General features: G+C 69.5%; 25 protein-coding genes. 8 read left to right on the top strand and 17 right to left on the bottom strand.

The genetic code is table 11. The annotated features are described in order from the left end of the window. Positions 1-8: 8 nt before the first annotated feature. From I3V78_RS16585 to I3V78_RS16565, 5 genes are all read right to left on the bottom strand, one after another. The gene (locus I3V78_RS16585) at positions 9-1115 is read right to left on the bottom strand and encodes a DegT/DnrJ/EryC1/StrS family aminotransferase (RefSeq protein WP_204489103.1); all 1107 of its coding nucleotides are present in this window, start codon (positions 1113-1115) and stop codon (positions 9-11) included. Next, complete coding sequence (locus tag I3V78_RS16580) at positions 1108-2145, bottom strand: Gfo/Idh/MocA family protein (protein ID WP_204489101.1); 1038 nt, start codon at positions 2143-2145, stop codon at positions 1108-1110. Before I3V78_RS16580 ends, I3V78_RS16585 begins: the two co-directional genes overlap by 8 nt. A gap of 277 nt (positions 2146-2422) precedes the next feature. After that, complete coding sequence (locus I3V78_RS16575) at positions 2423-3706, bottom strand: IS3 family transposase (protein ID WP_204489099.1); 1284 nt, start codon at positions 3704-3706, stop codon at positions 2423-2425. A 97-nt stretch (positions 3707-3803) separates the two neighbouring features. After that, entirely contained in the window at positions 3804-5111 is a 1308-nt protein-coding gene (locus I3V78_RS16570; protein WP_204489096.1) for an HTTM domain-containing protein, read from the bottom strand. Positions 5112-5118: 7 nt separating this feature from the next. Continuing rightward, complete coding sequence (locus I3V78_RS16565) at positions 5119-5754, bottom strand: hypothetical protein (protein WP_204489087.1); 636 nt, start codon at positions 5752-5754, stop codon at positions 5119-5121. Between the two features lie 64 nt (positions 5755-5818). On the opposite strand from I3V78_RS16565, the gene I3V78_RS16560 reads away from it, so the two are divergent. After that, positions 5819-6397 carry an MXAN_2756 family trypsin-like serine endoprotease gene (locus tag I3V78_RS16560; RefSeq protein WP_338023618.1) on the top strand — a complete coding sequence of 193 codons (579 nt, stop codon included), beginning with the start codon at positions 5819-5821 and terminating at the stop codon, positions 6395-6397. Continuing rightward, positions 6394-7119 carry a myxosortase MrtX gene (mrtX, locus tag I3V78_RS16555; protein ID WP_204489082.1) on the top strand — a complete coding sequence of 242 codons (726 nt, stop codon included), beginning with the start codon at positions 6394-6396 and terminating at the stop codon, positions 7117-7119. Before I3V78_RS16560 ends, mrtX begins: the two co-directional genes overlap by 4 nt. A gap of 9 nt (positions 7120-7128) precedes the next feature. Here the strand turns inward: mrtX and I3V78_RS16550 are convergent, their stop codons facing one another. Beyond that, complete coding sequence (locus I3V78_RS16550; RefSeq protein ID WP_204489079.1) at positions 7129-7962, bottom strand: class II glutamine amidotransferase; 834 nt, start codon at positions 7960-7962, stop codon at positions 7129-7131. 224 nt (positions 7963-8186) lie between these two features. On the opposite strand from I3V78_RS16550, the gene dnaK reads away from it, so the two are divergent. The 3 genes from dnaK to I3V78_RS16535 are packed head-to-tail and all read left to right on the top strand — an operon-like array spanning position 8187 to position 11927. After that, on the top strand, positions 8187-9803 hold the full coding sequence (dnaK, locus tag I3V78_RS16545) for a molecular chaperone DnaK (protein WP_204489077.1): 1617 nt from the start codon (positions 8187-8189) through the stop codon (positions 9801-9803). Between the two features lie 9 nt (positions 9804-9812). Further along, positions 9813-11033, top strand: a complete 1221-nt coding sequence (locus I3V78_RS39265) for a J domain-containing protein (protein ID WP_239576459.1) — start codon at positions 9813-9815, stop codon at positions 11031-11033. A 33-nt stretch (positions 11034-11066) separates the two neighbouring features. Beyond that, a complete protein-coding gene (locus I3V78_RS16535; protein ID WP_204489069.1) occupies positions 11067-11927 on the top strand; it encodes a CvpA family protein in 861 nt (286 codons plus the stop codon). On the opposite strand, the gene clpX is transcribed toward I3V78_RS16535, so the two are convergent. Next, entirely contained in the window at positions 11857-12930 is a 1074-nt protein-coding gene (gene clpX / locus I3V78_RS16530) for an ATP-dependent Clp protease ATP-binding subunit ClpX (protein WP_204489066.1), read from the bottom strand. The genes I3V78_RS16535 and clpX overlap by 71 nt on opposite strands. A 218-nt stretch (positions 12931-13148) precedes the next feature. On the opposite strand from clpX, the gene speA reads away from it, so the two are divergent. Continuing rightward, complete coding sequence (gene speA, locus I3V78_RS16525; RefSeq protein WP_204489064.1) at positions 13149-15146, top strand: biosynthetic arginine decarboxylase; 1998 nt, start codon at positions 13149-13151, stop codon at positions 15144-15146. 79 nt (positions 15147-15225) lie between these two features. After that, positions 15226-16254 (top strand): choline/ethanolamine kinase family protein, encoded by a 1029-nt coding sequence (locus I3V78_RS16520; protein ID WP_204489062.1) that lies wholly within the window; start codon positions 15226-15228, stop codon positions 16252-16254. Here the strand turns inward: I3V78_RS16520 and I3V78_RS16515 are convergent. The 10 genes from I3V78_RS16515 to I3V78_RS16470 form a co-directional block, all read right to left on the bottom strand. Further along, on the bottom strand, positions 16251-17402 hold the full coding sequence (locus I3V78_RS16515) for a glycerophosphodiester phosphodiesterase (RefSeq protein WP_204489060.1): 1152 nt from the start codon (positions 17400-17402) through the stop codon (positions 16251-16253). The genes I3V78_RS16520 and I3V78_RS16515 overlap by 4 nt on opposite strands. An 86-nt stretch (positions 17403-17488) precedes the next feature. Further along, complete coding sequence (locus I3V78_RS16510) at positions 17489-18598, bottom strand: acyltransferase family protein (RefSeq protein WP_204489059.1); 1110 nt, start codon at positions 18596-18598, stop codon at positions 17489-17491. 256 nt (positions 18599-18854) lie between these two features. After that, complete coding sequence (locus I3V78_RS16505; protein WP_204489058.1) at positions 18855-19145, bottom strand: hypothetical protein; 291 nt, start codon at positions 19143-19145, stop codon at positions 18855-18857. 16 nt (positions 19146-19161) lie between these two features. Continuing rightward, a complete protein-coding gene (locus tag I3V78_RS16500) occupies positions 19162-19380 on the bottom strand; it encodes a hypothetical protein (RefSeq protein WP_204489057.1) in 219 nt (72 codons plus the stop codon). Further along, positions 19377-20123 carry a Coq4 family protein gene (locus tag I3V78_RS16495; RefSeq protein WP_204489056.1) on the bottom strand — a complete coding sequence of 249 codons (747 nt, stop codon included), beginning with the start codon at positions 20121-20123 and terminating at the stop codon, positions 19377-19379. Before I3V78_RS16495 ends, I3V78_RS16500 begins: the two co-directional genes overlap by 4 nt. 45 nt (positions 20124-20168) lie before the next feature. Continuing rightward, a complete protein-coding gene (locus tag I3V78_RS16490; RefSeq protein WP_204489055.1) occupies positions 20169-22475 on the bottom strand; it encodes a hypothetical protein in 2307 nt (768 codons plus the stop codon). A 45-nt stretch (positions 22476-22520) separates the two neighbouring features. Beyond that, entirely contained in the window at positions 22521-23051 is a 531-nt protein-coding gene (locus tag I3V78_RS16485; RefSeq protein WP_204489054.1) for a hypothetical protein, read from the bottom strand. A gap of 115 nt (positions 23052-23166) precedes the next feature. Further along, positions 23167-23610 carry an OsmC family protein gene (locus I3V78_RS16480; RefSeq protein ID WP_204489053.1) on the bottom strand — a complete coding sequence of 148 codons (444 nt, stop codon included), beginning with the start codon at positions 23608-23610 and terminating at the stop codon, positions 23167-23169. 35 nt (positions 23611-23645) lie between these two features. Next, positions 23646-24857 (bottom strand): deoxyhypusine synthase family protein, encoded by a 1212-nt coding sequence (locus I3V78_RS16475; protein ID WP_204489052.1) that lies wholly within the window; start codon positions 24855-24857, stop codon positions 23646-23648. Between the two features lie 45 nt (positions 24858-24902). Beyond that, entirely contained in the window at positions 24903-25169 is a 267-nt protein-coding gene (locus I3V78_RS16470; protein ID WP_204489051.1) for a hypothetical protein, read from the bottom strand. A 75-nt stretch (positions 25170-25244) separates the two neighbouring features. On the opposite strand from I3V78_RS16470, the gene I3V78_RS16465 reads away from it, so the two are divergent. Then, a complete protein-coding gene (locus I3V78_RS16465; RefSeq protein WP_204489050.1) occupies positions 25245-26078 on the top strand; it encodes a PHP domain-containing protein in 834 nt (277 codons plus the stop codon). Positions 26079-26081: the final 3 nt, after the last annotated feature.

Genomic DNA, 26081 nt, shown 5'->3' with positions numbered 1-26081 from the left:
AAAACGGGCTATCCTTCGCGGTAGGCGTTGATGAGGCCCACGATGTAGTCCATGTCGTCCTTGGTCAGGGACGGGTGGACGGGAATGGTGGTCATGCTGTTGAGCAGCCGCTCGCCCTGGGGGCAGTCCCGGCGGTACTGGGCCACCGTGGGGAAGTCATACAGGCAGCGACACCCGTAACGCTTGATGTCGGAGGGGACGCCGTTGTCGTCCAGGTAGTCGATGAAGCGGCGGTTGTCCTTGAAGCTCGTGCGCAGGGTGAGGAAGTAGTAGTTGTGCTGGGCGCCCGGGAGCTGGGTGAAGGGCCGCACGTTCGGATGCTCGAGCCGGGACAGGACCCGCTCCGCGTTCTGGCGGCGCGCGGCGAGCTGCGCGTCCAGGTACTTGATGCGGCTGGTGCCGAGCGCGGCGGCGAGCGCGCCCAGCTTGAAGTTCAAGCCGAAGTCGCGACCGTTGAGGTTGCCGAACCGGCTGTAGTCCCGGCAGCGCTTGGCCAGGTCATCGTTGTCCGTGAGGATGAAGCCGCCCTCGCCGGTGGCCAGCGGCTTGCGCTCGTGGGTGCTGAAGCAGGACAGGTCGCCGTAGGCGGACAGCGGCCGGCCGTGCAGCGTGGAGCCGTGCGAGTGGGCCAGGTCCAGGATGAGCGGGATGCCCGCCTTGCGCGCGGCCTGCTGGAGCTCGTCCACCTGCGTGGGCATGCCCCACATGGGGATCTCGATGATGGCCCGGGTCCTGGGCGTCACCACCCGGGGGAGGTCCTCCAGGTCCACGCCGAAGCCATCCGGCCGCGTGTCCACGAACACGGGCTTCGCGCCCATGTCCATGATGGGGTAGACGGTGCAGAGCGGACAGGTCGGCGTGAGCAGCACCTCGTCACCGGCCTTCACGCCCGCGGCCACCAGCGCGACCGTGATGGCGGCGCCACCGGACGACAGGGCGATGGCGTTGCGGCTGCCGAAGTAGCCCTTGAGGGCCGTCTCGTAGTCGGTGACGGTGTCGGACGTGCCCGACAGGCCCCGCTCCAGGGCGGCGGACAACGAGGACGCGTCGTCCTCGTGGCTCGCGCGGTACTTGTCGGAGATGACGCGCTTGGGCTTCTGGGTCGTCTCAGCCATTGGCCACGCTCCGCTGGAACTCCGCGATGACCCGCAGGGACGGCGGCGCCACGACACCCGGCTGAACCTCGGCCGCGCACACCTGCTCGATCACCTGGAAGGTGGGGATCATGCTCTCGAAATCCGCCTCGAACCGGCCGCCGGTGCGGATGGCATGGAAGAACCCGGTCAACTCACCGAAGTAGCCGCTGCGGACATATCCCGAGTCCAGGGGACCGGGCTGCCAGGCATTGCGCCAACGCTTGTCACCGCCCACCACCTGGTTGGCGATCTCCGCGTCGTGCAGGGTGATGTTCCAGAGGTTGTCCAGGGTGATCATGTTCGACTTGTCGCTGACCACCTTCATGTCGAACTCGAAGTACGGGAACATGCTGCCCGTGAGGATGGACGCCGAGCGCCCGGACGAGAACGACAGGTCGATGCGCGCGAGCATCGCGTCCGAGCCGTGCTGGACGGAGGAGCGCACGTCCGTCACGTCGTCCTTGCCGAAGGCCGTCGTCAGATCGATCGAGTGGATCGTCTGCGCGAGCAGGAACGAGCGGAGCGTGGAGGACAGACCCCACATGGGGGCGCGGGGCTTGCTCGCGTAGTGGTTGATCTGAATGTGCACCGGCCGGCCGAACTTCTCGCTCGCGGCGATCTTGCGCAGGTGCTGGATGGGGCGGGCGAAGCGGAAGTTGAGGCCCACGGCCGTCACCACGCGCTTGCGCGCCGCCGCGTCGATCATGTCCTTGAGCTCGCTGAGCGTGAAGCACGGCGGCTTCTCGACGAAGACATGGATGCCGCGCTCGATCGCCAGCAGGGAGATGTCCCGATGCGCCTGCGGCGGGCAGGCCAGCACGAGCGCGTCCGGCCCCATGCAGTCGATCATCGTCGCCACGTCCCGGAACACCTGCACGTCGCGGATGTACTTCTTCACCTCCTCCGCGCGCTCGAGGGACATGTCGCACGCGGCGACGATCTGGACGTCCGGAATCTGCAGCAGCGAGGGAAGAATGTTTTCCTTCGTCTGAGCGCCAATGCCAACCAATCCAACGCGTATCAAAGGTGTTCCTCGTTTCTTCACGGGTTTGACGCAGGTGAATGGCGCCAGGGCCATGTGCGGAAGGCCGCCATCCCCCCATCCGCACGGACCGCTCGAGCGAGGTGCACCCTACTTCCCGGGTCACGGGAGAGACGCCCCACCGAGCGACAACAATGCTGCCACCGGCAGTCGTGCCTTCATGGGGAACCGTGAATCTCCAGACGCAACCTCAACCGCCCCGGTGCGTCGGTATGTGTCAAGGAACATGTCGCTTATTGGGCATTCACCGGATGCGCTGCTTTGCTCGCTCGGTGAGCGGTCCTTCCGAGTGGGATGACCTGCGTGCCGAGTATGGTTTGGGTGTAATTGTAGATTCCTCCTGGATCAAACCGCGTATCAGGAAAATTCTGACCTTCATGGAAACATGAAGGGGCGCGAGCCAGCGTCTTGCACCGGCGGACCACCGGCGTGAAGCCAGGAGGCGGGCCTGGGTGTAGACGGCGCGTCTCCGCGCGAGCACCGAGTGGTCCCGCCCGAAGTACCGGTCATCCGGGGAGACGAAACACAGGCCGCCGTGAGGCCGCTCGCCGTTGTACCAGGCAACGAAGCGAGCCACCCAGGCCCGGGCGTGCGCGAGCGAGGCGAACACCGCGGGGTAATCCTTGTGTCGCTTCAGGAGGCTGAAGAGCGCCTCGGCATGGGGATTGTCGTTGCTGACCTGGGGACGGCTGAAGGACGGCACGATGCCGAGCTGCCGCAGGGCACACAGCATGGTGAGCCCTTTCATGGGCCGCCCATTATCGGAGTGAAGGACGAGACCCGACGCGTCGACCCGGTTGTTCGCGCACGCGCCCCGCACGAGACAAGCGGCGTGCTCCGCGCGCTCCTCCGCGTGGATGGACCAGCCCATGATGCGGCGGCTGAACACATCCATCATCATGTAGAGGTAGAAGCAGGCGCCCCGTGACGGACCGGGCAGGCAGGTGATGTCCCAGCTCCACACCTGGTTCGGCGCGGACAGGTGGCGTTCCTGTCCCGGCCAGGAGAGCGCGCGGGAGGTCGGCGGGGCCACCGCGCGTTTGTGGGAGCGCAGCAGGCGGTACATGGTGGACTCCGAGGCCACGTACACGCCCTGGTCCGCGAGCCTCGGAACGATCTGCCGGGGCGAGAGGCCCTCGAAGACGGGCGAGCGCAGCAGGTCCAGGACGAGCCCGCGGGTGTGATCACTCAACCGGTTGGCGGGCCGTCGCCGGACCTCCCGGCGTCCGTCCTGCGGTCGTCCAGGCTTGCGCCAGCGCTGCACCGTCCGGCCGGAGATGCCCAACAGCCGGCACGCGGAGGCCTGGCGGGCCCCCTCCGCCATGGCCTGCTCCACCAACTGGCACACCCGCAGCCGCACCTCCATGCCATGCAGCCGCCCGCGTCCGCCCAGGGCGAGCCCCCGGGCACGCGAGGACAGCGCCACGAGCGCCCGGGCCTCGGCGAGCGCCTGCTCCTTGAGGCTCAACTCCCGCCCGAGGGCCTTCACCTGGCCCTGCGCGGTGGACTCGAATGATGTCGCGTGCAACCCATGCGTTCGCATGGGCCACATTGTCCAGTGGCCCCGAGGGGTCAGCCAGGATGCGGACCCATCAGGGCTGGTGCCGGGAGCCCTGACTCACGGGTTACCTCGGCGCCGGGAGGATCCACGGTTTGGGCGCGAAGCCATCCCGCTCGGCGGCGAGGTCCACCTGGGGATCGACGAGCGGCTGGTAGGGGCGCCCGTTGAGGGAGACCCGCGCGTCCGCGCGCACCTGGACGCCGGGAATGCCCGTGCGCTCGGCGAGCACGTGAGCGAAGGCGAGGATGAGGTCCGGCTGGGTCAGCATCCGGCCCGCCTGTTTGTCGGAGAGCAGGCCCTCGGGACGCAGCTCCCAGCGCGCGCCCGTGCGGGGATCCGTGGCGAAGAAGCGGATGTGCCCGTGCTTCTCGCGGATCTTCAGGTGCCAGCTGAAGCGGAAGCCCTCCTCGTTCCACAGCACGTCTCCCGGGTAGAGCCAGTGCCGCAGGGGCAGGAGCCACTGCACGAGGAAGTGCACGCCCAGCACGGCCAGGAGCCAGCGCGGCGCCAGGGCGGGCGCTCCGGAGCCCTGGCCCGAGGTGATGCCGGGCCACCAGCGCCGGGGCCACCCGGGCTCGAAGAAGAGGAGCAGCGCCAGCACCATGAGCCAGGGGAAGATGCCCAGGGGGAGCAGCGCGCCCGACAGCACATGGAAGGCCACGAGCGCCGCGTAGGCGTAGGGCCTCACGCGCTCGAGCAGCAACAGAGGGGGCGCGAGCAGCACGATGGCGGCGCCGCCCCAACTGCTCAGCGCCGCCAGGGTCTCCACCGAGACGAGGGGCTCGAGCCGCCGTGCCCCCGCGCTCGTGGACAACCACATGAGCATCGGCTGGTGCCGCACGAGCCAGTCCGGCTGCCACTTGGCGAGCCCCGAGAAGAAGTACACGACCAGGAATTGCGCGCGCAGCGTGTACAGCGTCCAGGCGGGCACCGTGTCGCGGAGCCGTCCGGGCCGGTGGCGCGCGGTGAGGGACGCGCCCGCGGACAGGGGCATCAGCGCGAGCAGCCCGCACAGCAGGCACACCAGGTAGTAGTGGTTGAGGTAGTGCGCGCGGTCGAGCAGCTGCACGTAGGCGAACAGGCCGCCGAAGAGGGCCGCGCACGCCCGGGGCCAGGCGCCCACCATCAGCCCCACGGCCAGCACGCCCAGCACGGCGAACAGCGCGTACATGCCCCCGCCGGGCAGCGGCCGCAGCCACCCGAAGCCATGGAAGGGAAAGAGGATCGGGGGCGCGACGTAGTAGGCGCCAATCCAGCCATGCACGAAGTAGCGGACGACGGCCACCGTGAGCACCGCGCCCAGGAAGATGCGCAGTGCGACCAGGAAGGCCGCGTCCACCGGCTCGGACAACCGCTGACGCCAGGCGCTCACGTCGGACTCAGTCGGAATCCGAGTCCGAGCCACCACCCGTGGACGGCGGCGTGCCCTCGTCCAGGCTGCTCTCGTGATAGGCGTTGAAGCGGATGGTCACCTGGGAGCCATCGGCGAACGTCATCGTCACGGTGCCATCCACGCTCTCGTCGAGCTTGAGCACGGCGGCCACGGAGCCGGAGGCCAGCGCGGGCCCCAGGTGCGAGGAGAGGATCTCCCACTCGCGCACGGCGTTGTAGTCCGTCTCGCCCCCGGACGGGGTGCACGTCCCGGTGCCAGCATCCCCAGCGCCGCCATCCGACGTCCCCGCGTCGCTCCCGCCCGGAGGACAGGGCGTGCCCGCGTCCCCGGTGGGCAGGGCATGGGTGTCCTTGAAGACGCTGACGCGCGGCAGGATGCCCCGCACCTTGAGCACCCCCTTGGCGCAGCTCAGGTTGAGCGCCGTGCGCTCGGTGGGGTTGGCGCCCGAGGGCCAGAGGATGTGGTGCTCGCTCTCGGGATCCAGCGCGCCCGAGACATCCAGGTCCCCCATGCGGCCCTCGCACGTGCCCGTGGAGGTCGTCGCGGAGAGGCAAGAGCAGCGGGAGGTGGCGGCCACGAGCAGCAGGCACACCGGGAGGAGGAAGCGGGCCGGACTTTTCATGGCGCGACACACTACCAGACGCACGGTTGGTGCTAGGCTCCCCCGCGTCTTGATGCGCCACGCCTTGCTCCTCCTCGTCTTGTTGTGGGCCACCGCCGCGACCGCCGCGGAGCGCCCCACCCGTGCGGACCTCCAACGCGCCCTGGCGCTGCACGAGCGCTCGGTGGTCACGGTGAAGGGAGGCCGCGGCACCGGCCCGGGCATCATCGTGGGGGGCGAGGGCCAGGTGCTCACCGCCGTGGGCCACGTGAACCTGGAGGGCGCCCAGGTGGAGTACGAGCGCCAGGTGCTGCCGGCCACGGTGCTGCTCGCCGATGCCGCCTTGAAGGTGGCCGTGGTCGCCGCGCCCGCGGGCACCTACCCCGCCGTGCCGGTGCAGGTGGCGGCGGGCAGCCCCGAGGGCCAGTGGCTCATCGGCGTGGTGCGCGGCCCCGGCCGTCGTCAGACGCCCATGTCGGCCCAGGCCCGGAGCGGCGCCGGTCCCTTCATCGACGTGGACCTGGTGCTCCCGCCGGGCAGCCCCCTGTTCGACACCCGCGGCCGGCTGGTGGCCGTGGCCGTGCAACGCCACGGGCGCGGCTGCCGGGCCCTGCCCCTGGAGGTGGTGAAGCAGCGGCTCGCGCCCCGTGTGGCCTCGCCATGAGCGCCACCCCGGCCACCCCGGCCGTCTCGCGGCCGGGCGCCGTCCAGGAGGTCCTTGGCCTGTGGGGGCTCGGCTTCCTGGGCATCATCGTGTCCTTCCTGCTCTTCGGGGGCTCGGGCATCCCCAAGCTGGTGGCCACCGTGGGCTTCCTCTACCTGCCGCTCATCCCCATGCGCTGGCGCGGCGAGGACTACCGGGACTACGGCCTGAGCCTGCGCACGTGGCGCCGGGACGTGCTGTACTTCCTGGGGGTGAGCGCCGGGGTGCTGCCGCTCTTCTTCGGCCTCTTCGCGCTGTGGACCGAGGTGCTGCCGCTGCTGCCCGGAGAGCTCGCGCGGCTGCTCGCGCCCTTTCGGGGCGCGGCGCACTTCACCCCCCGGCTGCCCGAGCGCTTTGGCGAGTGGGTGGTGGATCAGCTCTTCGTGGTGGCCCTGCCCGAGGAGTTCTTCTACCGCGGCTACATGCAGACGCGGCTGCGCGACGCCTGGCCCCAGGGCCGGCGCGTGTTCGGCATCCGCTGGGGCCCGGCCTTCTGGCTGACGGCGGTGCTCTTCGCGCTCGGGCACCTGGCCATCTTCCAGGTGTGGCGCCTGTCGGTCTTCTTCCCCGCGCTGCTCTTCGGCTGGATGCGCGAGCGCACGGGCAGCGTGGTGGGGGCCGCCCTGTTCCACGCCGCCGCCAACCTCTTCATGCGTTTTCTCGAGGTGTCCTTCTTCGGCTGAGCCGCGGGCTCAAGGCCGCGAGAGCCGGGGGTGCAGGTCCGCGTCCACCCCGAGCGTGGCGCCGTCGGCCAGCTCCACCCACCCGGCGGTGCGCTGCGGGTGCGTGGCCACCACCACCGTGTGCCGGCGCCGGTGGGCCTTCACCCCGGGCTGGATGTCCGGCGTCTGGGGCGTGAGGCCACACACCTCGCAGGTGTCGGTCCCCTCCAGGCGCGTGGAGTACAGCGGCGCGGCCCCCAGGCGCGTGGCCACGAGCACGCGGCCGTTGGTGGCCAGGAGGTTGAGCGAGGAGGTGCGCGCGGCCCCCGCCCGGACCGACGCCTGGGCCAGGGCCTGGGCCGTGTCCGCCAGCACCTGGCCCGCGACCCGCGCCGACACCCGGGGATCATCCACCTGCCCCGTCTCCCACAGGCGCTTGAGGAAGTGGGCGAAGACGACTTCACTGTCCGTCTCACCGCGAATCTGTCGGCGGAGGAAGTCGGGCAGCGCGGCGAGCAGTTCCGGGCGCAGGTCGGCGAAGGCCTCCAGGCTCCCGGCATGGGCGAACAACCAGCGCCGCGCGCGGAAGGGCTGGGTGTTCTCCTCCAGGGATTGGCCCACGGGCAGGCGCCGGCCGTGGACGAGCAGGGCCTCCGTCTCATGACGCGGTGCGAGCAACTCCAGCCGCGGGTCCGCGTCCCGGGGGAAGCGCTCGAGCAGCACGTCCTCCTGGGCGTAGGCGCCAATGCCCATGGCATTGCACCGGCCCTCCTCGGTCCTCAGGGACACCTGGCCTTCGAGACGGTGCAGTTCGCAGCGCATCAGATTCGGGTCGGACGTCAGGACGGCCAGCGCCACGGGCATGAGGGCACCCTCCAGGCTCCACCACGGGTTCCGCTTTCAGATAGGGACGGCGCCCCCACCCCTCAACCCGGCCCTGTCGGTCCTCCACGTAAGTCCAACCCCTTGAAACGACTAGGGTTTAACCCTACGTAACGTTTGACAGTGCCGTTGCAAGGTGCCTAACATCCCCCCGCTTTTGCGAGGCCCCGCGCGGCGGAGCCTTCCCTGGCTACAGTGGAGACGGAATGTCGGAAGAGATCGCGATCGGCATCGACCTGGGAACCTCCACCTCGTGTGTGTCCGTGGTGCAGGACGGTCAGCCGTTCGTCATCCCCAACGAGTGGGATGAGACCACGCACGCCTCGTGTGTGTCCTTCCTCGAGGACGGCTCGGTGCTGGTGGGCAACGCCGCCAAGCGCAACATCATCACCAACGCGGAGTCGACGGTGTACTCCGCCAAGCGGCTCATCGGCCGCTACTTCTTCTCCGACGAGGTGAAGAAGGCCCAGGCGGTGATGCCGTACCAGATCGTCGAAGGGGACAACAACGCGGTGCGCATCGCCGTGCGGGGGCAGACGTACTCGCTGCCGGACATCTCCGCGCTGGTGCTCAAGGAGATGAAGGCCATCGCGGAGACGTACCTGGACCGCCCCGTGAAGAAGGCGGTCATCACCGTGCCGGCCTACTTCAACGACAACCAGCGCCAGGCGACCAAGGACGCGGGCCGCATCGCGGGGCTGGAGGTGCTGCGCATCCTCAACGAGCCCACCGCGGCGGCGCTCGCCTACGGCTTTGGCCGGGACGTGAGCCAGCGCGTGGTGGTGTACGACCTGGGCGGCGGCACCTTCGACGTCTCCATCCTGGAGATTGGCAAGGACGTCTTCGAGGTGCTGTCCACCGCGGGTGACACCTACCTGGGCGGCGACGACTTCGACGACCGCATCATGACGTGGCTGGCCGACGACTTCCTCAAGCGCACGCGCCTGGACCTGCGGCAGAATAAGTTCTGCCTGCAGATGCTCAAGGACGCGGCGGAGCGGGCGAAGATCGACGTGGGCGGCACCGGCGTGGCCGAGGTCTTCTGCGAGGGCATCTGCCAGGACGCCCAGGGCAAGGTGCTGGACCTGGAGGCGCGGCTGACCCAGGACCAGTTCAACCGCATGGTGATGGACCTGGTGCAGCGCACCTTCAAGGTGTGCGACGAGGCCCTGCAGTCCGCGCGCATGACGGCCGCGGACATCGACGCGGTCATCCTCGTGGGCGGCCCCACGCGCCTGCCCATCATCCGCAACTCCGTGCGCCACTACTTCCAGAAGGAGCCCAAGGAGGGCATCAACCCGGATCAGGTCGTCGCCATGGGCGCGGCGCTCCAGGCCAATGCCCTCATGGACAGCGCCACCGAGACCTTCCTGGTGGACGTGACGCCCCTGACCCTGCGCATCGGCACCGTGGGCGGCTACACCGAGAAGATCATCGACAAGAACACCCCGGTGCCCATCGATCGCTCCAAGAGCTTCACCACCAGCCGCGACGGCCAGGAGAAGGTGAAGATCCGCGTCTACCAGGGCGAGAGCAACCGGGCCGACGAGTGTGAGATGCTCGGCGAGTTCGAGTTCTCCGGCTTCCGCGTGGGCTACCGGGGCGAGGTGAAGATCGACGTGACGTTCGAGATCAACACCGACGGCATGGTGAACGTCTCGGCGGAGGACCCGGAGACGGGCCAGAAGACGTCCACCACGCTCACCATGTCCTCGGGCCTGTCGGAGGCGGACATCCAGCGCTCCATCCAGGCCAACCAGCAGCTTCAACTCGCGGGTCATGGGGAAGACCTGCCCGCGGCCGCCCCTCGCCGGGGCAGATGAGTTCGCACCATGTCCCAGCCCCCCAATGGTGGCGGCAAACCCGCCGCGCCTCCGCCGCCCCCGGCCGAGGCCTCCCAGACCCCGACCGCCGCGCCGGCCTCCCCGGGCGTGGCCGCCCCGCTGCCGAGCGTCGCGCGCCCCACGGTGAAGCTGCCCACCGTTCCGCCCGTCGCCTCGGCCGCGCGGCCCACGACGAAGATTCCCGCGGTGCCCCCCGCCGCGCCGCCGGCGGCGCCCCCCGTGCGCCCTCCGGGCACGCCCACGGGCTCCCGGCCCACGGTGGGCGGGATTCCGAGCATCGCGCCCGCGCGAGCCTCGTCCCCGGGAGTGCCGCCCGTGCCCCCGCGTGTCGCGAGCCCGTCCGCCACGGCGCTGCCGCCCGTGGTGCCCCCTAGCGCGCCCGCGCGGCCCCCCTCGGGCGTGGGCATCGCCCGGCCGCCGCCCCCGCCCCCCTCGGCCATCCAGCCGCCCCCGCGCCCGTCCATGCCGTCCATCGCGCCGCTCGTGCCGTCGGTGGCGCCCGCCATCGCCCCAGCCGTGGCTCCGGCCATCGCCCCGGCCGTGGCGCCGGTGACGCCACCCGCCGCGGCCGTCGCCCGCCCCACCCTGTCCACGCCCGCCGCCCCGCCGCCTCCGCCCCCGGCCGCCAGCAAGTCCGAGCCGGATCCGGCGCAGATGGCCTCGCTCGCCGCGCGCTGCGCCCGGCTGGATGAGCTGGACTACTTCGAGATCCTCATGGTGGAGCGCACGGTGCCCCCCGCGGACATCAAGAAGGCCTTCTACCGCGAGAGCCGCGCCTACCACCCGGACCGCTACTTCCACCTGGACGACAAGGAGCTCAAGGAGCGCGTCAACGAGCTCTACAAGCGCGTCACCGAGGCCTACTACGTGCTGCGCGACGACGCGAAGCGCCGCCAGTACACGGCCGACATCTCCGGCCCGGAGCGCGCCCACAAGCTGCGCTTCACCGAGACCTCCGAGGCCGAGACGCGCGCCGCGTCCAAGCGCCAGGTGGAGGAGCAGATCGGCGTGCACCCCAAGGGCCGCCAGTTCTACCAGACGGGCGCCGCGGACGCGGACGCTGGCCGGTGGGCCTCGGCCGAGCGCAACCTGAAGATGGCGCTCACCTACGAGCCCGCCAACGCGCGCTACAAGGAAAAGCTCGCCGAGGTGCAGAAGGTGCTGCTCGAGGAGGCGCGCAAGCAGGGCGACGCCTTCAAGATTCGCTGACGGGCGCCAGGCGGCCCACGGGAAAGACTCCGCGTGACGATCGATCTCATCATCCTGGGCCTGACGCTGGTGTTCGCCCTGGTGGGCGCCGCGACCGGGGCGGCCCGGCAGATCGCCCACATGTTGGCGCTCACCGCGGCCTGGTTCGTCTCACGCCGGCTGGGCCCCGTGCTGGGGCCGCGCATGGCCGAGCTGCTCGGGGGCACGCCGCTGCTCATCGGCACGCTCGCCGCCTCGCTCCTGCTCTTCGTCGTGCTGCTGGTGACGGTGCGCTACGTGCTCACCCAGATCCTGCGGCGGCTCTTCGGCGCCCAGGATTCCGAGAAGCGCGGGGTGGATGGTGCCCTGGGCTTCATTCTCGGCGGCCTCAAGGTCGTGCTCATCGCCTACGTGGCGCTCAGCGCGCTCGTCTTCGTGGAGAAGAACGTGGTGGTGGCGGGCAAGAAGTTCGGCCTGTCGCCCAAGGACTCGCTCTGCTTCGACCTGGCGCGGCGCTACAACGCCTTCGAACTGACGCAGTTCTCCGCGGTGCGCGACATGGTGGCGGTGACGCGGGTGATGACCCACCCCGAGCAGGCCCGGCACCTGTCCAATGATCCGGCCTACAAGGCCCTCAAGCAGGACCCGCGCTACCAGAAGGCGCTGTCGGACCGGAACCTGCGCGCCGCGATCGAGCGCGGCGACACCCAGGAGGTCCTGCGCAGCAACATCGTGATGCAACTGCTGCAGGATCCCGAGTTCGTCGCCCGGCTCGGAGCGGTGGCCCATGCCTCCGAGTCGGACGATGCGGCGCCCCGGGAGAAGGCGGCGCCGCGAGGGGACGTCAAGCCCCGAGCCCCGCCCCCGCCTCGAGCCCCACCAGCCGGCTCCGGACGAACTCCCGATCCACGGTGACGCGGCGCATGCGCCGCTCGGGCGCGTCGAACATCACGTCCGCCATCACGTGCTCGATGATGGAGCGCAGGCCGCGGGCCCCCAGGCCCTTGTCCACCGAGAAGTGCACCACCTCGCGCAGGGCGTCCTCGGTGAGGTCCAGCTCGATGCCGTCCATGCCCAGGAGCTCCCCGTACTCGCGCACGATGGAGTCGGGCGGCTCGGTGAGCACGCGCAAGAGCTCCGGCTCGCCCAAGAGGCCCAGCTGCACCACCACGGGCAGGCGGCCGAGGAACTCCGACAGCATGCCGAAGTCCACGAGCTGCTTGGTGGTGATGCGCCGCTGCAGCCGCTGGGTCTCCGACGAGCCAAAGCCCATGACCCGCGACTCGGACAGGTGCCCGTACTCCTGCAGGTCCGAGAACGTGCCCGCGCAGATGAACAGGATGTCCCGGGTGTCGATGGAGACCGTGTCCCCGCGGTTGAAGGACTGGGTGACGTTCATGGGGACGAAGACCTCACGTCCCTCCAGGAGCTTGAGCAGCGCCTGCTGCACGCCCTCGCCGCCGATGTCCCGGCTGCCCGCCCCGTTGCGCGCGCCCTGGGAGCGCCGGGCGATCTTGTCCACCTCGTCGATGAAGATGATGCCGCGCTGGGTGTCCTCCACCGAATGGTTGGACTTGAAGAGCAGGTCGGCGACCATGACCTCCACGTCCTTGCCGTAGTAGCCGGCCTCCGTGTACTCGGTGGCGTCCACGGTGGTGAAAGGCACGGAGAGGATCTCCGCCAGGTTGCGGGCGATGTGCGTCTTGCCGCTGCCCGTGGGTCCGATGAGCAGGATGTTGGACTTCTTGATGAGCGAGGCGCGCCGCATCCGGCGGGCTTGAACCCGCTTGAGGTGGTTGTGCGCGGCGATGGCCACGGCCCGCTTGGCCGCCTCCTGCCCGATCACGAAGCGGTCGAGCCGCTCGTAGATCTCCCGGGGAGTCAGGATGGGTGATTCCCTGCGTGCGGACGACTCCATGTATCCTCTCCTTCTCGTCGGACGGCTGGAGCTGCTTTCCACTGGAAGAGTAGGAATCCACTGGTCGACGGCCCATCCATTCCAGGGCAGGCAGGCACTGGACGCCGCTCGGCCGGTCGCTCCGCAACCAAGGGTTGAACCCTGGGTGGATTCCCGATACTTCCCGCGCCGTCCACTGTTGGACTGCGCCACCCCAGACCGGGAGATCAGGAACGCCGATGCCTTCCCACACCCCTCAGCACCGATGGACCCTCGCCGACGCCCAGGACACCTACGGCATCCGAAACTGGGGCTCGCCCTACTTCGGCGTCAACGACAAGGGTCATGTGTGCGTCCATCCGGACGGGCCGAGCGCCCCGAGCATGGACCTCAAGGAGCTGGTGGATGAGGTGCGGCGCCGGGGCATCGGCCTGCCGTTGCTGCTGCGGTTCACGGACGTGTTGCGCCACCGCGTGGTGCACCTGAACCACGCCTTCCGCAAGGCCATCTCCGAGCACAACTACAAGGGCGTCTACCAGGGCGTCTACCCCATCAAGGTCAACCAGCACCGCTACGTGGCGGAGACCATCGTCGAGACCGGCAAGCAGTTCGCCTACGGCCTGGAGGCCGGCAGCAAGCCGGAGCTGCTCGCGGTGATGGCGCTCCTGGATCAGGAAGACGCGCTCGTCATCTGCAACGGCTACAAGGACGAGGAGTACGTGGAGACGGCGCTGCGCTTCTCGCGCCTGGGCCGCAAGGTCATCCTCGTGGTGGAGAAGCCCAGCGAGCTGCCGCTCATCGCCGAGGTGGCGCGCAAGACGGGCATCTCCCCGCGCATCGGCATGCGCGTGAAGCTGTCCAGCCGCGGCGCCGGCCGGTGGGAGGCCTCGGGCGGAGACCGCTCCAAGTTCGGCCTGTCCTCCTCCGAGCTGATGGCGGCGCTGGGCTTCCTGCGCGAGTCGGGGCTGCTGCCCTGCTTCGAGCTGTTGCACTTCCACCTGGGCAGCCAGATCTCCAACATCCGCAACGTGAAGAACGCGCTGCGCGAGGTGGGCCGCTTCTTCGTGGAGGTGGCGCGCCTGGGGGCGCCGCTCAAGTACCTGGACGTGGGCGGCGGCCTGGGCGTGGACTACGACGGCTCGCAGACCAACTTCACCTCCTCCATGAACTACACCACGGAGGAGTACGCCAACGACGTGGTGTTCTCCGTGATGGAGGCGTGTGACGCCGCGGGCGTGACGCACCCCACCCTCGTGTCCGAGTCCGGCCGCGCCATCGTGGCGCACCACGCGGTGCTCATCGTGGACGTGCTGGGCACCAGCGAGTTCGACCCGGCGCAGGTGCCGGAGAAGGTGGACGAGAAGGCGCCCAGCGTGGTGCGCAACCTCTGGTCCTCCTTCCGCGACGTGACGAACAAGAACCTGCTGGAGACCTACCACGACGCCCAGGAGTACAAGGAGGAGAGCCTCACCCTCTTCTCCCTGGGCCACCTGTCGCTCGAGCAGCGCGTGACGGCGGAGAACATCTTCTGGGCGCTCTGCCACAAGATCATGCGCACCGCGCGTGAGGCGGGGGAGATCCCCGAGGAGCTCGAGGCGCTGGAGAAGCAGCTGTCGGACACCTACTTCTGCAACTTCTCGGTGTTCCAGTCGCTGCCGGACTCGTGGGCCATCGATCAGCTCTTCCCGATCATGCCCATCCACCGGCTCAACGAGAAGCCCACGCGCCAGGGCGTGCTCGCGGACATCACGTGCGACTCGGACGGGAAGATCGACCACTTCATCGACAAGCGCGAGGTGAAGGACGCGCTCGAGCTGCACTCGCTCAACAACGATGACTACTACCTGGGCATCTTCCTGGTGGGCGCCTACCAGGAGATCCTCGGCGACCTGCACAACCTCTTCGGCGACACGCACGCGGTGCAGGTGTCCCTGGCGCCCAACGGCGGCTACCTGATCGACCACGTGGTGGAGGGCGACACGGTGACCGAGGTGCTCAACTACGTGAGCTACAACAAGGACGACCTCGTGGCGAAGCTGCGCAAGTCCACCGAGGTGGCGCTGCGCAACGGCCGCCTGACCCTGGACGAGTCGCGCCAGCTCTTGCGCCTGTACGAGGAAGGCCTGTCCGGCTACACGTACCTGGAGCGCGAGGTGGACGCCTCCTTCGTGGCCAACAACGGCCAGCTCAAGCTGGTGGTGCCCGAGAACAAGGCCTCTCCCGGCACCGGCACCTGAGCAGGTCCGGCCACACGCCGTGAACCCAGGGCCCCGGGCACCCAGCGGTGTTCCGGGGCTCTTTCTTCGTGGAGCACCCATGTCCAGCGCGAATCCCTACGAACTCATCCCCGCCGCCTGGCGCGACGCCGTGGCGGCCGCCCTCCGCGAGACGTTCGGCAGTGAGGACGGCGTCGTCCTGGCGCCGCTGCACGGCGGCTACTCCGGCGCCCCCGTGCTCAAGCTCACGGTCGCGGGCCAGCCCCACGTGCTGCGCGTCATCCACGCGCCCTCGCCGCTCAACAGTCCCCCGCGCCACTTCGCCTGCATGCGCACCGCCGCCGAGCGGGGCCTCGCGCCCGCTGTGCTCTTCGCGGACGACCGGACGGGGGTCTGCATCACCCGCTACATCGACACCCGGCCCCACACGCCGCTGCTCGCGACCGACGAGGGCCTCGCGCGCTTCGGCGAGCTGCTGCGCCGCCTGCACACCGGCCCCGCCTTCCCCGTCTTCCTGGACGCGCTCCAGATGATCCAGGGCGGCCTGGGCACCCTCGTGGGGGCGAAGTACCCCATCCCCGCGCTCGTGCAGACCTTCCTCGACCGGTTCGAGACGGTGCAGCGCGCCCTGCGGCCCCACCTCACGCTGGCGCCGTGCCACAACGACCTCAACCCCAACAACCTGCTCTTCGACGGCGAGCAACTGTGGCTCGTCGACTGGGAGACGGCGTGCATGGGCGACCCGTTCCTCGACCTGACCACGGCGATGCTCTGGTTCGACTTCTCCCCCGCGCGGGAGGAGACCCTGCTGCGCGCGTACTGGGGCGCGGAGCCCACGCCCTGGCAGCGGGCCCGGCTGGAGGTGACGCGGCAGGTGTCGCGGTGCTTCTACGCCCTCGTCTTCCTGCTGCTCTCGCTCCAGAGCGGACAGCGCCCGCCCGCCTCACTGCCACAGGGAGACGCGCTGCCGTCCTGGTCCGAGGCCCGGCGGGCCCTCGGCATGGGAACGGTCGCGGCGCAGGGCCCGGACTACCGCTTCCATCTGAGCCTCATCCTCTCCCGGGACGCGCTCGAGGCCATGGAGCGCCCGGCGTTCACCCAGGCGCTCCAGCTGCTCGGCGCGACCTAGCGCTTGTAGGTGTCCACGGCCTGGCGGCCCACGGCCGGGTCATCCGTGAAGAAGCCGTCGATGCCCGCGGCGAGGTAGAGCTGGATCTCCTTCACCGCGCTCGCGTCGGCGCGCGTGCTGTCGGTCCCCTCGACCTTGTAGGGCGCCGTCATGAAGCTGTTCTCCGGCCGGAAGGTGTAGGGGTGCACGAGCAGCTTCGCCGCGTGGGCGTTGCGCACCAGCGCGCTCGGCGCCTGGAACGTCCCGCCAGCGTCCACGTCGATGATGCTGCGCTTGTAGGGGCCCACGGCGTTGGCGTAGGTGGCGATCTCCTTCATGCCCGCCTCCGTCATCAGGTCCGCGTAGGTGCGCGCGTCGCCCGCCTTGACGAAGTCGTAGGGCTTGCGGGCCGCCTCCTCCATCAGCTGCACCAGCTTCCAGTTGGGCTGGGTGGTGCCCAGCTTCGTGTGGAACTCCTTGAGGTTGGCCACCTCGAAGGACTGGATGTAGACGGTTGCGGTCGTCTTGGTGAAGTCGTCCGCCTTGAGCGCCGCGATGAGCTTGTCCTCCAGGGGCAGCCCGATGGACTGGAAGTAGGTCGGGTGCTTGGTCTCCGGGTAGATGGCGATGGTGCGGCCGCTGCTCGCCGACAGCTTCTTGGCGAGCGCGATCACCTCGGCGAGCGTGGGGATCTCGAACTGGTCGTTGTACTGGGTGTTGCCCGGACGGATCTGCGGAATGCGCTCGCGCGCGCGCAGCGTCTTGAGCTCCTCCAGGGTGAAGTCCTCGGTGAACCACCCCTCGAGCGACACGCCGTCGATGACCTTCGTCTTCTTGCGATCGGCGAACTCGGCCTTGGTCGACACGTTCGTGGTGCCGGAGATCTCGTTCTCGTGGCGGGCCACGAGGAAGCCGTCCTTGGTGGACACGAGGTCCGGCTCGATGATGTCCGCGCCGTCCTCGACGGCCTTGGTGTAGCTGGCCAGCGTGTGCTCGGGCCGCAGGGCGCTCGCGCCGCGGTGGCCCACCACGAGCACCTTCTCCGCGAGCGGCGGCGTGGTGTCGGGACCGGGCTCGGGGTTGGGCATGGGCGTCGAGCCACCACCACAGGCCACCAGCGTCAGGGAGCAGGCCGCGGCGAAGGAACGAAGGGAGGAAGGAAGCTGCATGGGGGTGTCTCCTGGCACGAGGACCCAGTCGTCCTGGGGGGCCAGGGGCATAACACCGGCGGGTGACATCCCCGTGAAAGACTTTGTCAGCCCACGCCGGAGGAGACGGCCGGGGTCTCGCCACTACGCGGTGCGTCTTGCATTGAGGGCCGGGGGAGTGGAAGGGGCGGCAATCCGACCCCCCAGCGAAAGAGGGGCCAGGTCTTCAGGAGGCTGAAGAGCAGCCACGGCCCGACGCCTCCCGCCAGGGCCCCCAGTATCAGGTGCGAGGCCAGGGGCGCGCCCGGCATCACCCGCTCCCACAGGACCCGGGCGCCCGACACGAAATAGAGATGGAAGAGATAGAACTGCATGCTGATGGAGCCGACGAAACACACCCCGCGCCAGAGCCCGCGCCAGGGCTCATGCCGTGAACCCAGGCGCCGCAGCAGGACGGCGAGGCAGAACACCAGACAGAAGCCCAACGGGCCGTTGAGGGTGCACGTCCAATCGTAGTGCTCGCGCGCGAGGAGCGCGTGGATGCCGCCGAGCAACCCCAGGAGCCCCAACCCCAGGAGCACGTGCCACGCCACGGACCAGCGCAGCAGGACCCGGCCCACGGCGGGCAGCACCGGCTGGACGAGCACGCCCAGGGCGAAGAAGCGGTTCCAATACGTGAGCAGCGCGACGTACTCGCCCACGTCCGGGGACACCCGGTCGTTCCAGAGCAGCACGGCCCCATGGGCCACCAGCGCGCCGACGAAGTAGACGCCCCGATGCCAGGGGCCGGACCCCGTGAGGCGCGAGAAGAGCCACCCGGCGAGCGAGCACCAGAACAGCACGTGCACGAACCAGAAGATGGTCGCCTCGGGAGACCAGGCGCCCGGGAGTTGGCGCAGGACGTCGCGCCAGCCCTCGGCCTCGCGCGGCCACCCCCCGGACAACGTCTGCGCCAGGAGCAACAGGGGCGCCCAGAGCGACAGGGGCACCAGCAGCGTGCTCACCTTCTTGGCCAGCACCGCGTTCCACGGCCGATCCCCTCGACCGAACACCGCCAGGGCCACGCCCGAGCACATCACCATCACCGCCATGTTGAAGCTGTGGATGAACTCGAAGGCGGACTGGAGATCCGCCCGGTCCGCGGGGAAGAGCTTGCGCACACCGTGATGGGCATCCACGCCCAGGACATGCACGACGATCACCAGCCCGATTCCCATCCCCCGCATGCAGAACAAATCGCGGGAGAGCTTTTGTCTGTCTTCGCCGTGGGTGAGCACCTCTTCCTCGTTACACGAAAAATCCAGACAGAACCGGAAGAAAAGAAGACCTTTTGCGTCCCTGACAATCATTGGGTTGTTGGTGGGCGGAAGCCCCGCCCCCCGGGGCCAGGGGTCCGCGTCCCACATCGTCCCCGGGAAGAGCCCCGGCCGCCAAAGACAAGCACGGTGAAGGCGGTGCCCCCGGGAAGGGCACTCAGAACCCGATCACCTCGTTGGCCACGTGGGCCGACAGGCCACCGTCCCTCACCAACGTGCTGCCGTTGATGTAGCCACCGAAGGGCCCGACCTCCCAGATCGTCTGGGCCTCTTCCTCCATGGACAGCATGTCGGCCGGGCTGAACTCCGGACGCGCGTGCCAGAAGGACGTGTAGACGGCCCCCGGGGAGAGGAGCGTGGCCCGGACCGAGTGGGGCTTGCCCTCTTCATTCACGTCGATCGTCTTGCGCCAGTCTTGAACCGAGAGTTCCAGGATGGGCGCGAACACCCCACCCCCGAGCAGTTCACCAGCAGGTGGACGGCCCCAGCGTCCTCTCCACCTGGTCGGACATTCCGGCCACGGAGGCCTCGTCCGTGACGTCCACGGGCAGGGCCTCCGACGTCACCCGTGGCACGTCGTTCGAGGCACACACCACGCGCAGGCCCTCCGCTCGCAGCCGACCGAACACCGCCTGGCCCATCTCTCCGGTCCCACCCACGACGATCGCATTCCGAGCGCTCATGCGGGGGGACTATAGGACGCACGCGTTTCCTCGGAGGGAGCGAAGAACGGGAGCGAGGTGTGGCCGCCACAGGAGTTCACGCCCACCTGCCCGTGGCGCTCGGGTGCGCGGGCGGCGATACCGAGCCGCCGCCGCAAGGACACCAGGGGCTCTTCCCACAGCGTCTCGAAGCGCTCGCCCAGCAAGGACGCGGCGGCGACGCCTCGCTCGAAGTCCTCGCGCTGGATGTGCCCCGCGTAGATGTCGCGCAGGTGCTTGTAGCGACCCTCCTGGATGTCCGGGTGCACCGCCGCTTCCGCCAGGAAGGAGGCGAGCGCGACAGGCGCCACGCCGAACACGAACGACTGGACGGCGACCTCGTCCGCGTCCGACGTTTCATACGCGCCCAGCACGTGCATGAAGTCATGGCACTTGTTGAGCCGGTGGACGGCGTACTGCGTGGGCGTCGCGTCCGCGCCGAGCCGCGCCTGGATGGGGAAGAAGTCGGGAGACAGCCGGTAGTGCGCCATGTACCGCGCGTAGCAGGACCCGAACGAGCCTTCCGGCAGCGTCGCCAGCGCCCCGACATCCGGCGGCGCGGGATCCCACCGCTCGGCATGCAGTCGCCGGAAGCCGGGCCGCGCGAGCAGGGCGGCATCGCTGGCCGCTTGGAGCTCGGGAGCGGTCAGCGGGGAGATGATGTCCTCCAAGCGGACGTGCCGCCGCATGAGGCTTCGCGCGAGTTCGTCGAGAGGATCGCTCATGCCCTTACGATACGTTCTTCCCGACAGGCCCTTCAAATGGTGTGTTCAACGCTTGCGCCAGTTCATCACCCGCGCGAGGAACACGGTGCCAAAGACAAGCACGGTGAAGGCGGCGGTGTAGCCCAGGAAGATGAGCCATCCGGTGGTGGTGCCGGGAATTCCCACCGCGAGGCTCATGTCCTCGAACTGCGCGCCGGAGAAGAAGCCACACGCGAGGCTGATCGGCAGGAAGACGAACACCAGCAGGCCCACCATCCGGTCGAACTGGTCCCGCTTGTACTGGTCCAGCTCGGCGGCCTGATCCTTCATGGCCTCCACCGTCTCCTGCAACCCATGCAGCGAGTGCCAGGCGAGGTAGCGCGCGTTGATGTCGGGGTCCTCGCTCACGCGCGTGTGCCAGAGGGAGTTGGTGAAGAGCATCACGTCCGAGCGGACGCTGCGCGCCGGCCGCAAGCTCTGCCAGCGGGACGTGCGGTAGCGCTGCTCCACCTCGGCCATGCGCCGGCTCGTCTCGAAGGCCGAGTAGCGCTGCCCCATGGTGAGCAGGAAGAGGAGCGCATCGCGATCCGTGGCGAGCGGCCCCCGCTCCTCCTCCTCGATGAGGAACTCCAGCCGGGCGCCGCCCGTGGGACACAGCCAGTGCTCCGTCTCCCCCGCGGCGTCGCGCAGCACCCGTCGGCTCTCGGCCGCGGCCTCCGAGGGCAGCTTCTCCAGCGTGGGCTCCGTTCCGGAGGCGAGCGCGTGAAACAGCCCCTGCATGGAGCGCGAGTCATCCAGCATGGACGAGCGGCCGCGGGAGATGCGGTAGGCGCCATAGACGAACCAGCGCTCGGCGCCCAGGGGAGACAGCCAGGGGGCCAGGGCCCGCAGGGGCTGCAACTCCCACAGTGCCCGCCCGTCCACCAGCGCCGCCTGCTCCTGCGCGAGCGCGTACAACGAGGTGGGCTTCGCCAGCGTCCGGACCACCCACACGGCCACGAGCCGGTTGGGATAGACGGAGACGTGGACGGTGTGCCCCTCGGTGGGCTTCTCGTAGTGCAGCACGTCCGCCTCGTGCGTGGACCCGAGGAAGGAATTGACCACCGCGGGATGGAAGGCCGCGCCCTGAAGCGACAGGTCGCAGCGGCGAAAGCCCCGCGACAGCAACTCCACGTCCGGCGCCGGTCCCCGCCAGAGGAAGGGCCGGGCGAAGAGGGTATGGGCCTTGAGCACGTGGACATGGCGGCCCACGTTGAAGCAGCTCCACAGGTGCTCCCACAGCTCGCGGCGCGACAGCCGGGTGCCCGAGTACGGCCCGGCCACCATCGTCGCGCGGCCCGTGGGGCTCGCGTAGCCATCCGAGTACCACGGATCCGAGTAGTCGTTGGGCTGGCGCTCGAAGCGCCGCGTGCCGCGCGTGCGGGGCGCGCCATCCAACAGGCGGGGCCCCTCCAGCTCGTCCAGCTCGCCCGCGAGCGCGCCGAGCGTGCCCGCGCGCTCGGGGGTGAGCGAGAACGAGTGCCAGGCGCGCGAGTGCTCCGTCCGGGAGATGTGGAGGGCCATGAAGTCGAAGCCCTGACCGTAGTGGGTGTGGGTGGTGTCCCCGCGCGCGAGCAGCCGCAGCACGGTGACGTCCTGGAAGGAGGACAGGAAGAGCGCGTCCACGCGCCGGGGCGTCTCGTCCGGGTCATCGCCCAGGGGGATGTCGAGCTGCACGCACTGGGCGCGAGACAGCTCGGCGCGGTAGAGCAGCGCGTCCGCCTTGAGCCGCCGGGAGACGGCCGGTGGAATGAGCACGTCGGGCAGCCGCGTCAATTCGGGCAGGGACCGCGCCGTCATCACCACCCGGGCCATCAGCTCCAGCACCTCGCGCGGAGGCTGCGACGTCTCCGAGGGCCAGAGCTTCAAGGCGGCGTAGAACACCGTGCCCAGGGCGTGCTCGTACTCGCCCACCGTCTCGGTGTGCCCTTGCTCCCACTCGCCCACGTAGTCGACGAGGGCCTCGGCGCTCTCGGGCCAGGCGCCGTACAGCAGCCGGTGGCCCGCCAGCAGGGCGGCGCACAGGACATCGAGCGTGAGCACCGAGGGCACGCGCACGGTGATGGGTTCGCTCTCGCCCTCGGCCAGGCGATCGAACGTGTCCGCGGACAGCAGGACGGCGCCCGTGGAGGAGCGCACCGCGCGCCGCGTCCACTGGGGCAGCTTCCACGACAGCATGTGCGGATGCGCGACCTGGGCCTCGGTGCGCGAGCCCACGCTGAAGAACAGCTCCCGGCGCCTCGGCTCCACGCCGGGAAGGACCTTCTCCGCGCTCCACTGGACGTGCTGCGTGTCCAGGACGAACTCCACCAGTCGCCGTACCTTCGCATCCATGGAGCGCCTTATAGGCGCATCCGTGGCGCGGGTGCGCTCACGCGGCTACGCGGGCTCGCGGGTGGGGTTGATGCGCAGCACCGAGCCCGTGTCCTCGCCCAGGAAGGCTTCCTCGGAGGCCTTCTGCCGCCAGCGCTCCAGCGCGCGCTGCTGCTGCTCGGCGCGTTGGATGAGGACGTTGAAGTCGAAACGGCCCAGACGGGGCTCCTTGCTCGCCAGGCGCCGCAGGGTCCGCCAGAGCGCCAGGCGCCCCTCGGTTCCCAGGCACAGCGCCTCCAGCTCCACCACCCGACTCAAGGGAGAGTAGCTCACCAGCCGGCCATTGAGCTTGAGCCGACCCCACTTCTCGCCCATCCACGCCAGGCTCTGCTTGAACAGATCCTGCTTGAGGCCCAGCGACCGCCGCACGGCCTGCAGTTGAGCGCGGTCCGCCTGGAGGTCCTCCACGAAGCCCGCCAGGAAGTCGCCCAGGGGCTGCCCCTCATTCTCCGCGTGGGCCCGCCGGGCCATTTCCAGGCCCGCCACGGAGCCCATCAGGTGGTCGTTCAGGTAGATGCCCAAAAGGTCCAGTTTCACGCCGCCCTCCTCGTGCTCGCCGGGTGTGTGGGAAATTCGGCATGCACGGGAGGCGGCGCAGCGGAGCCCGCCCGCGCACTCGAGGAGCGAGCGGCGGGGCGAGCGCTCCAGGGCCTTACTGGGCGGCGTCCGGGTAGCGGAAGCTCATGGGCAGCTTCACGTCCGGATGCAGGCTCCGGGACACGGGGCAGCCATGGGCGACCTCCTCCAGACGGGCGCGGTGCGCCGCGGACAGCCCCGCGGGCATGTCGATCTCCAGCACCAGCTCCCCGATGCGCCGGGGCGGCGGCGTCATGCGCTTCTCCACCCGCGCGCGGGCGTCGCCCAGGGTGATGCCTTCCCGGGAGGCGGCCAGCGCCATGGTGGTGAGCACGCACGAGGCGAGCGCGGCCCCCATGAGGTCCGTGGGCGAGAACGAGCCCCCGGTGCCCCCGTTGTCCTTGGGGGCCTCGGTGGTGATGCGTGTGCCGGAAGGGCCGTGCTGCAGTTGGCAGTGGAATCCCGGCGCGGTCGCGACGGTCATCTCGACACCGGTGGGGGGGGACGTGGGCTGGCTCATGTCAGGGCTCCTGGGTGGAAAATCGCGGGGAGGGACTACCGCACGTAGGTCTCGTGCTCCTCCGGATCCGGCTTCTGCTCGTCGGGGCTCCAGTCGATCGTCTTGAGCAGCGACTTGTGGCGCTTCTTCACGTCCGCGTCGAGGAAGGACACCGCCTCCTGCATCACGTCCATCAGCCGGCGCGGCTTGCGCTTCATCTTCGAGTCGCTCAGGAGCGCGTGGGTGAGCCAGGGGAAGACGGCCGTGACGTCGGTGTGCACGTACATGGAGCCCGCCTCCACCGCCTCGATGGAGACCTTGCCCCAGGTGTGGCCCTCGCCCGCGGGGCAGCTGGACAGGGCGCCGTTGTCCACCGGGTCCACGCAGAACTGCACGTCGATGTCGAAGCCGTCCGTGGGCACGCCGAGGATTTGATCCAGCAGCGGCTCGCCCTGCAGCGTGTAGTTCTTGGGCACGCCGCCGCCGAGGATCCAGATGGCCAGCTTCTTGTTGAAGTTGTGGCGGCAGTAGTGCTGGATCGCCGACATCCAGTAGACGTCGTCGTTGATGTCGATCTCGAACTTGAACTCGGCGCCGAGCATGCGCTTGAGCTTCACGGCGTTGAGGAAGATGGAGCCGTCCTGCACCGCGCCCACGAAGATGGGCACCGCGTGCTTGTAGCAGGTGGACAGGAGCGAGGGCTGCTTCACGCCGAGCTGCTTCTCGATGGCGGCGATGTTCTTGCCCAGCAGGTAGTGGAACTCCGGCGTGGTCATCTTGCGCTGGAACTCGGGGCGGCGCAGCAGCGCGGAGAAGAGCCGGTCGGTGTCGAGCAGCGCCTCTTCCCAGAAGCCCAGGTCGTAGATGCGGATGATGCGCGCCAGGCGGTACTGCAGGTCACCCGCGTTGGGGTTCACCTCGCGGATGGCGTGGCCGATGATGCGGTGGGCATCGTGGTAGAGGTTGGCGCCCGTGGTGGTGAGCGCCGAGATGATGCCCTTCTCGATGAGCGGGATGATGCAGCTCTGGTGCAGGCCCGCGGGCGTCATCGCGCCGGAGAGCGTGAGGAAGATGGAGGCGTCCACTTCCATGGAGCGGCGCATGAGCTCGAAGGCGGTGCGCTCCTGGCGACCCACGTAGGCGGAGAAGGCGTGCGCGAGCAGCTCGGCGGGGGTCTCCTTGCCGGTGATGGGGCGCGGGTCCGCCTTGCGCGCGCCCGAGTAGTGGGCGCGCAGGTTCTTCTTGGAGTTGGAGGGGGTCTTGGCCATGGCGGGCCGATCTACCACCACCCTCGCGGCGAGGGGAGTCCGGGTTTACTTGCGCTTCTTCCCTCCGCTGGCCTCGGGCCCGGGGGGCGTCCCGGTAGGGGCGAGCATGCGCTCGCGGACCTGCTCGGCGCTCAGGTGACCGGTGTCCGCCACGAGGCAGGAGACGAACGCCAGGTCGGCCAGCACCCGATGGGCCCGGGTGCGCACGGCCTCATCCTCGGAGGCGAGCGCCTCGGAGGCCGCCGCGACATAGCTGCTCGCCAGGGACTCGAAGAGGTACACGCGGTTCTCGACGGTATCGTCCTTGGCCATGGGGCCCTCCGGGTTGCATGCTCCATCCTAGGGACGGCGGCGCGCGTCCTTCAACCCAAGCCCCGGGGAGCCCGCGTGATCGACCTGCATTCCCACACCACCGCGAGTGATGGCCAACACTCCCCCACGGAGCTCGTGGCCCTGGCGGCCGCGGCCGGGGTGACGGCGCTGGCCGTGACGGACCACGACACCGTGGAGGGCCTGGAGGAGGCCACCCGGGCGGCGCGCGGGCACGGCGTGGAGCTGGTGCCGGGCATCGAGCTGTCGGCGTTCGTGAACAAGCGTGAGGTGCACATCCTCGGGCACTTCGTGCGCCCGGACCATCCGCCCCTGGCGCGCTACGCCGCGCGCCTGCGGGTGGAGCGCGAGGAACGGATGGAGCGCATGGTGCGCCGGCTCCAGGAGATGGGCTTCCCCGTGCGGATGGAGGAGGTCCGGGCCCTGGCGGGAGACGCCCAGCTGGGCCGGCCCCACCTGGCGCGGGTGATGGTGGAGCGGCGCTGGTGCCTGGACGTGAAGCAGGCCTTCGACCGCTACCTGGGCGCGGGCAAGTCCGCCTGGGTGGAGCGCTTCAAGCTGGAGGGCGCGGACGCCATCCGGCTCATTCACGAGGCGGGGGGCACGGCGACCCTGGCGCACCCGGGAAGTTCGAAACTGGAGCGTTACGACATCCTCGTGCTCGCGCGCGCCGGACTGGATGGCCTGGAGGCCCTACACTCGGACCACAACCCGAGCGTGATGCAGCGCTACCTGAAGTTCGCCAAGGAATTCGATCTGGTTCCCACGGGGGGGAGCGACTTTCACGGGGAGCAGGTGACCCCGGGCCGACGTCCGGGAGACTCCCCCACCCCCCCGGAGAACTTCGCCCGGCTGCGGGCACGCGCCACCCACGCCCTTCCCACGAGCTGACCC

This window comes from Archangium primigenium (genome assembly GCF_016904885.1).
GTDB lineage: Bacteria > Myxococcota > Myxococcia > Myxococcales > Myxococcaceae > Cystobacter > Cystobacter primigenius.
This window is presented reverse-complemented; position numbering and strand designations above follow the sequence as displayed.

What these genes read in the sequence shown, in the direction of transcription:
- I3V78_RS16585 (WP_204489103.1), bottom strand. Translation starts at nt 1,115, where the DNA reads ATGGCTGAGACGACCCAGAAGCCCAAGCGCGTCATCTCCGACAAGTAC.
- I3V78_RS16565 (WP_204489087.1), bottom strand. Translation starts at nt 5,754, where the DNA reads ATGAAAAGTCCGGCCCGCTTCCTCCTCCCGGTGTGCCTGCTGCTCGTG.
- mrtX (WP_204489082.1), top strand. Translation starts at nt 6,394, where the DNA reads ATGAGCGCCACCCCGGCCACCCCGGCCGTCTCGCGGCCGGGCGCCGTC.
- I3V78_RS16550 (WP_204489079.1), bottom strand. Translation starts at nt 7,962, where the DNA reads ATGCCCGTGGCGCTGGCCGTCCTGACGTCCGACCCGAATCTGATGCGC.
- dnaK (WP_204489077.1), top strand. Translation starts at nt 8,187, where the DNA reads ATGTCGGAAGAGATCGCGATCGGCATCGACCTGGGAACCTCCACCTCG.
- I3V78_RS39265 (WP_239576459.1), top strand. Translation starts at nt 9,813, where the DNA reads ATGTCCCAGCCCCCCAATGGTGGCGGCAAACCCGCCGCGCCTCCGCCG.
- clpX (WP_204489066.1), bottom strand. Translation starts at nt 12,930, where the DNA reads ATGGAGTCGTCCGCACGCAGGGAATCACCCATCCTGACTCCCCGGGAG.
- speA (WP_204489064.1), top strand. Translation starts at nt 13,149, where the DNA reads ATGCCTTCCCACACCCCTCAGCACCGATGGACCCTCGCCGACGCCCAG.
- I3V78_RS16520 (WP_204489062.1), top strand. Translation starts at nt 15,226, where the DNA reads ATGTCCAGCGCGAATCCCTACGAACTCATCCCCGCCGCCTGGCGCGAC.
- I3V78_RS16515 (WP_204489060.1), bottom strand. Translation starts at nt 17,402, where the DNA reads ATGCAGCTTCCTTCCTCCCTTCGTTCCTTCGCCGCGGCCTGCTCCCTG.
- I3V78_RS16510 (WP_204489059.1), bottom strand. Translation starts at nt 18,598, where the DNA reads ATGGGAATCGGGCTGGTGATCGTCGTGCATGTCCTGGGCGTGGATGCC.
- I3V78_RS16500 (WP_204489057.1), bottom strand. Translation starts at nt 19,380, where the DNA reads ATGAGCGCTCGGAATGCGATCGTCGTGGGTGGGACCGGAGAGATGGGC.
- I3V78_RS16495 (WP_204489056.1), bottom strand. Translation starts at nt 20,123, where the DNA reads ATGAGCGATCCTCTCGACGAACTCGCGCGAAGCCTCATGCGGCGGCAC.
- I3V78_RS16490 (WP_204489055.1), bottom strand. Translation starts at nt 22,475, where the DNA reads ATGGATGCGAAGGTACGGCGACTGGTGGAGTTCGTCCTGGACACGCAG.
- I3V78_RS16480 (WP_204489053.1), bottom strand. Translation starts at nt 23,610, where the DNA reads ATGAGCCAGCCCACGTCCCCCCCCACCGGTGTCGAGATGACCGTCGCG.
- I3V78_RS16475 (WP_204489052.1), bottom strand. Translation starts at nt 24,857, where the DNA reads ATGGCCAAGACCCCCTCCAACTCCAAGAAGAACCTGCGCGCCCACTAC.
- I3V78_RS16470 (WP_204489051.1), bottom strand. Translation starts at nt 25,169, where the DNA reads ATGGCCAAGGACGATACCGTCGAGAACCGCGTGTACCTCTTCGAGTCC.